We start from the raw sequence: 7,669 nt of genomic DNA, 5'->3' as shown, positions 1-7,669 counted from the left end.
ATGAGTTTACTAAAACCAACATTAAAGTGGGTAGAGATACCCTATTTAATGTCCTTAGAAAACATAATATGCTAACACTTAGAAAGAAAACTAGTGCCAGAACTACCAACTCATATCATCGCTTTTATAAGTATAACAACATTATTAAAGACCTTGAAATAACACGATCTAATCAAGTTTGGGTATCTGATATTACATACATAAGAACTGTAAAAGGGTTTTGTTATCTCGCTTTAATAACGGATATGTATTCCAGGAAAATTGTCGGCTATGACCTAAGTGACAGCTTGGAATTAAAAGGATGTGTAAGAGCTTTAAATAAAGCTATATATCAAGCTAAAAACACTAAGGAGCTCGTACATCACTCCGATAGAGGCATACAGTATTGTAGCAATGTCTACACGCAAATATTAAAAAGAAAAAAGATAGATATTAGTATGACCGAGGAGAATCATTGTTACGAAAATGCCATGGCTGAGCATGTAAACGGCATATTAAAAGATGAGTTTTATCTCGACCAAACCTTTGATAACGTCGCACACGCTAAAAGAGCTGCAAAAAATGCAATTAATTTATACAACGAAATAAGATTACATTTATCTTTAGACTATAAAACACCGAATATGGTATATAAATTATCAGCCTAAATTCAATTTTAACCTGTAGCCATATTTCAGGACTAGACACTCTGAAAAAACTTCTGGACAATAATGAACTACCAAACATACAAACCACATTCTGACCTAAAACCACTTGTAGATTGCTATTGGACTTTGGAAGTTCCTAAACAGTCCGAACCGCAAAAACAACGAATTGTACCTGATGGCTGTATTGAAATGGCATTTATTCTTGGAAATGACATAAAACGTTACACCTCCGAAAATGAATTTATACTTCAACCACGTGCAATGGTGCTCGGACAAACAATTGAACCTTTCTATATTGAGCCAACAGGGCTTGTCAAAACATTTGCTGTCCGATTTTATCCTTATGGGTTTGCAAACTTTGTTTCTGAACCAATCAGCAATTTGGCAAATAAGGAAACACCAATAGTTCAGCTTTTTAGAACAGAAAACGCAGATGATTTGGAGCAAAAGATAATCAAGTCGGAGAATACGGAACAACGAATAAGTATTATCGAAAAATTTCTTTTGGATAGGTTAAATGATGAAAAGACGATTAATATAATTGTAAAAAACACCGTTGATTCCCTTTTATTCACAAACGGAAGTGCCTCAATAAACTCGATTCTGAAAGACGATTTATCAAAGCGAAGACAACTTGAAAGAAACTTCAAAAAGCAAATTGGAGTAAGTCCAAAGCAATTAGGAAAAGTAATTCGATTACAGACAGCTTTAAAAATGATACTCAACCAAAAGTCGGAAAACCTGACCAATATTGCGTATGAAAATGAATATTTTGACCAAGCCCACTTTATAAAAGATTTTAGAGAATTTACAGGAATAAACCCAAAAGAGTTTCTTATTAACGAAAACTTAACCCTTTCTGCTCTTTTTTATAAATAATTCAGCGTGTCGCATTTTTACAATTTCAAACGACTTTCTACCGCTATTTTTGTTCCGTCAACAAAGAACATAAAATGAAAGGAAAAATATTTATTACAATTTTGGCTTTAACCTTAGGCATTACTTCCTGCAAAAACAAAGGAACTTCTGCCACCAATTCAAACCCTACCACAGAAACAACAATCAAAAATGATAAAAATATGAACAGTTTTATATCAATATTTGAGATTCCAGCAACAGACATTTCAAGAGCGATAAACTTTTATAGAGAAATTTTAGGTGTCGAAATTGAAAAAATGGAATTCCCAGGAATGGAAATGGGCTTATTTCCCTACCAAGACCAAATGGTAACAGGAGTAATTATGAAAGGTGAAGGTTACGAACCTTCTGCCAGCGGAGTTACAATATATCTGAATGGCGGAGATAACTTGCAAACAATTCTTGATAAAGTAGAAGGAAATGGTGGAAAAATAATTATCCCTAAAACACCTCACGCTGATGAAATTGGATTTTTTGCAATTTTCCACGACTCGGAAGGAAACAAAATCGGACTTCATTCGCCAAATTAAAAAAAGAGCGAACGCACAACAATGTATAAAAGCAATAGCGGTGCGGGTGCAAACTCGAATCGTTTTTGCTTTTAATTAAGTATATTACTTACCGAAAATAGATGCCTTTTAATCCGCTACTGCTCTTATAATAACCGTTGTAAAACATTACCAAAAGAGCGTTAGGAATTCAACTATATCAAGTTTTTATTTTTATAAAATTCAATTTCTCTTTCAAAATAAACTTCTTCTTTTTCTTCTGGTTGATTATACACATCACAATAGTATACTTTTCTAGCAAAAATTCTAACTTTTAGAGATTTTGTAGGATTAACTTTTGCACACACTATATCACCTGATTTAAATAAATTACTCATCTTTTTTGATTTTGCTCTATGGCTCTAAATCATCATAGCCACTTTTTAAAATGATTGAAAGCATCTTAAATCTTTCATTTGCTTCTATTGTATATAAAACATGACCAGGAATAATAATAGATTCATTCTTTTGTAAATATGTAGATATGTTGTCTACTACAATTTCTGCTTTTCCTTCAATGACATTCACAAAAGTTGAAAAAGGTGTTAGTTTGGGCTTATACACTTTACCATAGTCCAACGCTAAAGCCATTATATTGCCTGTTTTTTCATTTAAAATGTGTTTAACAATTATAGTATTTGAAACATATTTCAGCTTATCTCTAATATTGAATGCCTTAAGGTTTTCAAATTCATAATTCTTCATAACACAAATTCTATTTACTCGTTATTTTTGATTCGTCTCTTTTCTGCTTTAGCTTGTTTCTTTTCTTTAGCTGTCCTAGTTGGTGCTGTTTTGCTGTTTTTAGCTTTACCGCTTTTTTCTTTTGACATGATTATAATTTTTAAATATTAAATAATAACAAGTAATAGTTTATTTAATTGACAAAGACAGTTTTATGCATCATTTGTTTAACCAAAACAAGAAAGCAGACTTAAAAGTCTGCTTTTCTAATTCCAGATAAATAAATCATCTGGACTTCCCTAACTGATTAATAGCCTTACAAAGATAACTAAGAGTTAATATAATTAGTTATACACTTTTTTGCGATAGTTACATAAATCACTGATTTAAAGTTTGCAAATAAAAAAAACAGTTTATTTAAAAACTGTTCTTAATGAGTAGACTCAACTTATATTTTAGATTGCACTTGCAACGCTTTTAAAATTTGATTTCAAGATACCTACAACTTCATTTCTGTCCTTATGTAACTTGTTTTCTAATCTCTTGATTAAATCTAATTCTTTACCACTTTCAAATTTTACATCTTCAGAAGATAATTTTGGATATTTTACTTTCAATGCTTTTGATTGTTTGTCCCAATCACCACTAAATTTAAATAGCTCACTTGTCTTTTTCTCACCTTCTTTGTTCTTGGTTTCCATAATTATGTATTTAAAGTAGTGCTTAATTGTACTACTATCACAAAGATGAGAACTAATACCTCGAAATGTGTTACATAACAGACATATATGTTTACACATGTCACAGGTTTTCTAAATTGCTCTTTCTTTTTTTTCCTATTTTTTTATAAAATGAAGGTGTGTGTCCAGTAACTTTTTTGAATTGGTGAGACAAATGAGCTACACTACTGTAATTTAATTTATAGGCAATTTCAGTGAGATTAAGTTCATCATAAAGAATCAATTCTTTTGCCCTTTCTATTTTGTGCTTAATAATAAAATGCTGAATCGTAATTCCTTTTACTTCAGAAAACAAGTTTGATAGATACGTGTAATCATAATTCAATTTTTGTGCTATATAATCTGAATAATTAACTTTTGGAACTTCATCGGAATAATGAATCATTTCTATAATCACGTTTTTTATTTTATCTATAAGAATACTTCGTTTATCATCCATTAACTCTAACCCTGATATAGCTAAATTTGATTTTAATTCTTGTTTTTGAAGTTCAGAAATATCTTCTTTTATTTCTATCATTCCAAGCTCAACACTTGTATAATGTAAGCCCAGTTTCTCTAACTCATATTTGACAAAAAGCTTACATCTTAAGCTTACCATATATTTTATATAGAGTTTCATTAATATTTACGATTTAAAAAGCATTCTTATTTAATTAAAGATAAACTATATAAGTCATCATGTATGGAAAGTTGACTGAAATAAAAAACGTTGGGTAACACTGTATATAATTTATTGCTTCGTTCTAGCCTACTTACGAAAATCTTCGAGGTTTTTCTATTCAGTATTTATTTGTTAACTTAGTTGCTTAACCACGCAACAAACATTTACAAACACGTTGGGCATAATTTTGACCCGTCCTGAATAAAGGCTACATAATTTTAAACATTATGTACAAAAATGACAAAGTAATTAGACGTTACAGTGAACCTTTTAAATTAAAAATTTTAGACGAACTTAGCATTGGAAAACATACAAAGAGCGAACTTTGTAAACTCTACTCTATCGCACCTACAACTGTTAATGAGTGGATTAAAAAGTATTATCGTAAAGATTTAATGAACACCAGAGTAAAAGTGGAAACTAAAGACGAAACCTAACGAAGTGGTTCAGGGAAGCTAAATATCTAGAATCAAAGCATTGCAAAAAGAGAATGAAAAACTTAAAAAGCTACTGCTTAAAAAGGATCTGGATGCAATGGTAGAGGAATCTTATCTTGAGGTTGCTGCAGAAAAATTAGGATATAAAAATGTTCAGCAACTTTAAAAAAAAACTTAATATCTAGCTTTTATTAAAACTAGGAATAAAGCTAAGGGGTTTGCTTCTTTATCTACTATAGCAAGTTGTTTTGGACTTAAACGTGATGCGTATTATAAATACAAATCCAGAGCTGATAAACGTTTAAAACTAGAACAAAAGATTATAAACATAGTCAGTAAAAAACGTAAATCCCTTCCTAGAGAAGACGTACGTAAACTCATAAAATCATTAGATTATGAGTTTACTAAAACCAACATTAAAGTGGGTAGAGATACCCTATTTAATGTCCTTAGAAAACATAATATGCTAACACTTAGAAAGAAAACTAGTGCCAGAACTACCAACTCATATCATCGCTTTTATAAGTATAATAACATCATAATAGACTTAGAAGTTTCTAAAACTAAATAAATTAGGGTATCTGATATCACATACATGAGAACCGTAAAAGGGTTTTGTTATTTGGCTTTAATAACAGATATGGATTCAAGAAAAATAGTGGGTTGTGATATTAAGGACAGCTTAGAACTTAGAAGATGTGTGAGAGCCCTAAATAAGCCCATTTATCAAGCTAAAAACATTGAACAGCTTATTCATCATTCAGACAGAGGAATACAGTATTATAGCAATCAATTCAAAGATTCAAAAAATGAACCATAAATTTAAAACGCATTCTCCCCTTACCACTGTACAAAAACGTAAAATTACCTTCCTTTTTACCCTATGTGTTATAGCCTGTTTTAATGCTATATACGTACAAGATGTAAAAGAGAATGCCCTGATAAATGAGATGAAGAAAGACATATCGGAGCCCACGGTTATTCAGAATTTCATAAAATTAAGTAACGATTTAAACCGTATAGACCAATACCCTTGTTTGGGCCCTTAGCAAAAAGCATACATCCGTTGTTGTTCAATTAGCAGAAACCCCATCTCAAATCTTTGAGGGGAGATACACTCAAGATAAGATGCCCCTAACTACCACAATTCTTGGAGGTCCAACAACGTACCAAATTGTTAAACGTCCGGACAGCACCTTGCATCTTAAATCGCAACGTTATCAGGTCCCTCCTATTTCTGAACATAATCGCAATAAAATTGCAGAGCACTATTTTACACTAAGACACAAGCAAACTCTTCAGAAGTAAAATTTACCAATTCAATGGGCTAAAACAAACAACATCTCCCACTCTTACAACCACGTTTATTAAAAAATATCTAATTAGAGATGAATGAGAACGTCTAGAATATAGCCGACAAGCATAATCCAAAAAAAAGCTCCTTGAATAAAATGAATTAGATTCACCTTATACAAAGAACTATTTTCAGACTCAAATAATAATCAGTTTAGACCAATAAAATCCATTGATTTCAAACTCATAAATACCCTACTCAGGCATCCCAATGAAAAGGTTTTAAAATTTATTGCTCAAATTATAGCCTTACATCGCTTTCAGCCCTATATAGAACCCGAATGTCAAACCAACACAAAAGTCTATAAATTCATTAGAGCCTTCACTTCAGATCTCGATGAAAAATTTCAGGAACGCCGCACTAAGATCCTTAACTTAAACCCCTAGTTTCTACATCATACCTTTACTGAGACTTAACTCTACCCCTAACCCAAGCACACTGCAGTTAAGAAATTATGCTAAGGTCGTAGTTGAAAAAATAAAATCAATTTTATAATTTAGAGTATTAAAAATCATTTAAAATAACGACTAAATATATTGAATCATGACCGATAAAAAAAGATGGCAATTTGTTATTATTATGGTATTAATAGCTGTACTCATTGGTGCAATTTCCGTATTATTTGTCCATTAATCACATAAAAACCGAACAACACATTTCATTTTATAGGTTACTTAACTTATTGTTAATCAACCTATAAAACAACTCTAACCAGTCTATAATTCACCCTTATGAAATACAATTCTTATATAAAAGACACTGCTAAAGTTTCTGAAATTGGCCTTGGTGCATGGCAGCTGGGCCAAAATTCAGGATGGAAAAGTATGTCCGAAAAAGACGCGATACATTTGGTAGAAACAGCCATTGATTATGGGGTTAATTTTTTTGATACAGCCCCAAATTATGGACATGGTTCAGGAGAAGAACGGCTAGGAAAAGCTCTAAAAATCATCGACCGCTCTAAGGTTGTTATAAACACAAAATTTGGGCATACACATAAAGGTATCACCAATTACAAGGCCAGTTACATCCGTGAATCTTTAGAAGGAAGTCTTAAACGTCTACAAGTCGATTATGTTGATTCACTCATTATCCATAATCCACCGTCTTCCTACCTAGATGGTTATAAAAACGACCACTATGGACTCTTAGAAACTTTAATTGAAGAAGGAAAAATTAAAGCTTATGGCGCTTCCGTAGACACCTACAAGGATATGAAACTACTTATAAGCACCACTAATGCTAAGGTTATTGAAGCCTTTTTTAATATTTTACATCAAGACACGGCTAGAGGGTTTGATTTGGCAAAAGAAAAAGATGTCGCGATCATTGCTAAAATCCCGCTAGATTCAGGATGGTTATCCGGAAAATATAACAAGAACTCTAACTTTAAGGGTATTAGAAGCCGTTGGTCTAAAAAAGATATAGAAACCCGCGCACAGCTCATAGAAAAAATTAAAACCATCATAGGTGAAGACACTCATCTCGCTCAAAAAGCACTTTCATTCTGCCTAAGTTACGATGCCGTTTCCACAGTAATTCCCGGTAATGCTAATTGTAATCAGTTAAAAACTAATGTTGAAAGTGTAAATTATCCCTTATCTAAAAACACTATTAACGAATTAGAACAATTTTACCACACGGAAGTAAAACCTCTTAATTTACCATGGTAAGCTT

The 7,669-nt window shown here is 31.8% G+C and carries 13 protein-coding genes; 9 read left to right on the top strand and 4 right to left on the bottom strand.

The genetic code is table 11. The features are described from left to right. The 3 genes from DFQ08_RS09030 to DFQ08_RS09020 form a co-directional block, all read left to right on the top strand. Nucleotides 1-647, top strand: a 647-nt coding sequence (locus DFQ08_RS09030; RefSeq protein WP_114309664.1) for an IS3 family transposase, incomplete at its 5' end; no start/stop codon positions are given. Nucleotides 648-710: 63 nt separating this feature from the next. Beyond that, nucleotides 711-1,526, top strand: coding sequence for an AraC family transcriptional regulator (locus tag DFQ08_RS09025; protein WP_114309663.1), 816 nt, complete (start codon nt 711-713; stop codon nt 1,524-1,526). A 74-nt stretch (nt 1,527-1,600) separates the two neighbouring features. Then, nucleotides 1,601-2,095 carry a VOC family protein gene (locus DFQ08_RS09020; RefSeq protein ID WP_114309662.1) on the top strand — a complete coding sequence of 165 codons (495 nt, stop codon included), beginning with the start codon at nt 1,601-1,603 and terminating at the stop codon, nt 2,093-2,095. A 173-nt stretch (nt 2,096-2,268) separates the two neighbouring features. On the opposite strand, the gene DFQ08_RS09015 is transcribed toward DFQ08_RS09020, so the two are convergent. The 4 genes from DFQ08_RS09015 to DFQ08_RS09000 form a co-directional block, all read right to left on the bottom strand. Beyond that, on the bottom strand, nt 2,269-2,451 hold the full coding sequence (locus DFQ08_RS09015) for a hypothetical protein (RefSeq protein ID WP_114309661.1): 183 nt from the start codon (nt 2,449-2,451) through the stop codon (nt 2,269-2,271). A gap of 16 nt (nt 2,452-2,467) precedes the next feature. Next, nucleotides 2,468-2,818 carry a cupin domain-containing protein gene (locus DFQ08_RS09010; protein ID WP_114309660.1) on the bottom strand — a complete coding sequence of 117 codons (351 nt, stop codon included), beginning with the start codon at nt 2,816-2,818 and terminating at the stop codon, nt 2,468-2,470. Between the two features lie 434 nt (nt 2,819-3,252). Further along, nucleotides 3,253-3,498 carry a hypothetical protein gene (locus DFQ08_RS09005; RefSeq protein WP_114309659.1) on the bottom strand — a complete coding sequence of 82 codons (246 nt, stop codon included), beginning with the start codon at nt 3,496-3,498 and terminating at the stop codon, nt 3,253-3,255. 100 nt (nt 3,499-3,598) lie between these two features. Next, nucleotides 3,599-4,159 carry a helix-turn-helix domain-containing protein gene (locus DFQ08_RS09000; RefSeq protein ID WP_114309658.1) on the bottom strand — a complete coding sequence of 187 codons (561 nt, stop codon included), beginning with the start codon at nt 4,157-4,159 and terminating at the stop codon, nt 3,599-3,601. Nucleotides 4,160-4,428: 269 nt separating this feature from the next. Between DFQ08_RS09000 and DFQ08_RS16330 the strand changes: the two genes are divergently transcribed. The 6 genes from DFQ08_RS16330 (at nt 4,429) to DFQ08_RS08980 (ending at nt 7,665) form a co-directional block, all read left to right on the top strand. Then, complete coding sequence (locus DFQ08_RS16330) at nt 4,429-4,638, top strand: transposase (RefSeq protein WP_245935401.1); 210 nt, start codon at nt 4,429-4,431, stop codon at nt 4,636-4,638. A 40-nt stretch (nt 4,639-4,678) separates the two neighbouring features. Next, nucleotides 4,679-4,804 (top strand): hypothetical protein, encoded by a 126-nt coding sequence (locus DFQ08_RS16380; RefSeq protein WP_262508877.1) that lies wholly within the window; start codon nt 4,679-4,681, stop codon nt 4,802-4,804. Nucleotides 4,805-5,209: 405 nt separating this feature from the next. Beyond that, nucleotides 5,210-5,458, top strand: a complete 249-nt coding sequence (locus DFQ08_RS16410; protein WP_394347176.1) for a DDE-type integrase/transposase/recombinase — start codon at nt 5,210-5,212, stop codon at nt 5,456-5,458. Next, the gene (locus DFQ08_RS16165) at nt 5,448-5,687 is read left to right on the top strand and encodes a hypothetical protein (RefSeq protein WP_114309656.1); all 240 of its coding nucleotides are present in this window, start codon (nt 5,448-5,450) and stop codon (nt 5,685-5,687) included. The genes DFQ08_RS16410 and DFQ08_RS16165 overlap by 11 nt, the downstream gene beginning before the upstream one ends. Nucleotides 5,688-5,766: 79 nt before the next feature. Further along, nucleotides 5,767-5,946: a hypothetical protein gene (locus DFQ08_RS16035; RefSeq protein WP_147269461.1), complete on the top strand. Its 180-nt coding sequence runs from the start codon at nt 5,767-5,769 to the stop codon at nt 5,944-5,946. A gap of 777 nt (nt 5,947-6,723) precedes the next feature. Next, entirely contained in the window at nt 6,724-7,665 is a 942-nt protein-coding gene (locus DFQ08_RS08980) for an aldo/keto reductase (RefSeq protein ID WP_114309655.1), read from the top strand. Nucleotides 7,666-7,669 lie beyond the last annotated feature (4 nt).

The organism is Winogradskyella arenosi, from assembly GCF_003337305.1.
GTDB lineage: Bacteria > Bacteroidota > Bacteroidia > Flavobacteriales > Flavobacteriaceae > Winogradskyella > Winogradskyella arenosi.
Note: the sequence above shows the minus strand (reverse complement) of the source record. Positions and strands in the feature narration are given on the sequence as shown.

Bases quoted from the DNA above. Each gene is read 5' to 3' on its own strand.
- DFQ08_RS09025 (WP_114309663.1), top strand. From the start codon at position 711: ATGAACTACCAAACATACAAACCACATTCTGACCTAAAACCACTTGTA.
- DFQ08_RS09020 (WP_114309662.1), top strand. From the start codon at position 1,601: ATGAAAGGAAAAATATTTATTACAATTTTGGCTTTAACCTTAGGCATT.
- DFQ08_RS09015 (WP_114309661.1), bottom strand. From the start codon at position 2,451: ATGAGTAATTTATTTAAATCAGGTGATATAGTGTGTGCAAAAGTTAAT.
- DFQ08_RS09010 (WP_114309660.1), bottom strand. From the start codon at position 2,818: ATGAAGAATTATGAATTTGAAAACCTTAAGGCATTCAATATTAGAGAT.
- DFQ08_RS09005 (WP_114309659.1), bottom strand. From the start codon at position 3,498: ATGGAAACCAAGAACAAAGAAGGTGAGAAAAAGACAAGTGAGCTATTT.
- DFQ08_RS09000 (WP_114309658.1), bottom strand. From the start codon at position 4,159: ATGAAACTCTATATAAAATATATGGTAAGCTTAAGATGTAAGCTTTTT.
- DFQ08_RS16330 (WP_245935401.1), top strand. From the start codon at position 4,429: ATGTACAAAAATGACAAAGTAATTAGACGTTACAGTGAACCTTTTAAA.
- DFQ08_RS16165 (WP_114309656.1), top strand. From the start codon at position 5,448: ATGAACCATAAATTTAAAACGCATTCTCCCCTTACCACTGTACAAAAA.
- DFQ08_RS16035 (WP_147269461.1), top strand. From the start codon at position 5,767: ATGCCCCTAACTACCACAATTCTTGGAGGTCCAACAACGTACCAAATT.
- DFQ08_RS08980 (WP_114309655.1), top strand. From the start codon at position 6,724: ATGAAATACAATTCTTATATAAAAGACACTGCTAAAGTTTCTGAAATT.